The sequence below is a fragment of the Photobacterium sp. DNB23_23_1 genome, assembly GCF_052873815.1.
Genome location: NZ_JBNNXT010000125.1, coordinates 1 through 265 on the forward strand (window position 1 = coordinate 1; position 265 = coordinate 265).

The 265-nt window shown below is 35.1% G+C and carries 1 protein-coding gene; it reads left to right on the plus strand.

The window, feature by feature from the left end:
* Positions 1–142: 142 nt before the first annotated feature.
* The coding region (locus ACVA53_RS25110) for a DUF1660 family phage protein (protein ID WP_446506636.1) at positions 143–265 on the plus strand (123 nt) is incomplete at its 3' end.

A 265-nucleotide genomic window follows, 5' to 3' on the forward strand; every position in this document is an offset into this window, starting at 1 on the left:
TTTCTGAAAAAGAATTTAAATGTGCTGTGTCTGACGCTAAAAAAGACGGTTGGACTGATGTTAAATATATTGTGCTAGGAAATATAGTATCTGACAAATATGATATTAAAGGATTTGAAAAAAGGGAGATTAAATGAAACTAATGTGTAAGCTGTTCGGGCATAAGTGGTCAGAATGGAGAGTATATTTATTTGGAACTCATGAAGAACGCTCTTGTCGTCGTTGCTACATTACAGATAAACGAATTCCACCCTCAGACCTTGAC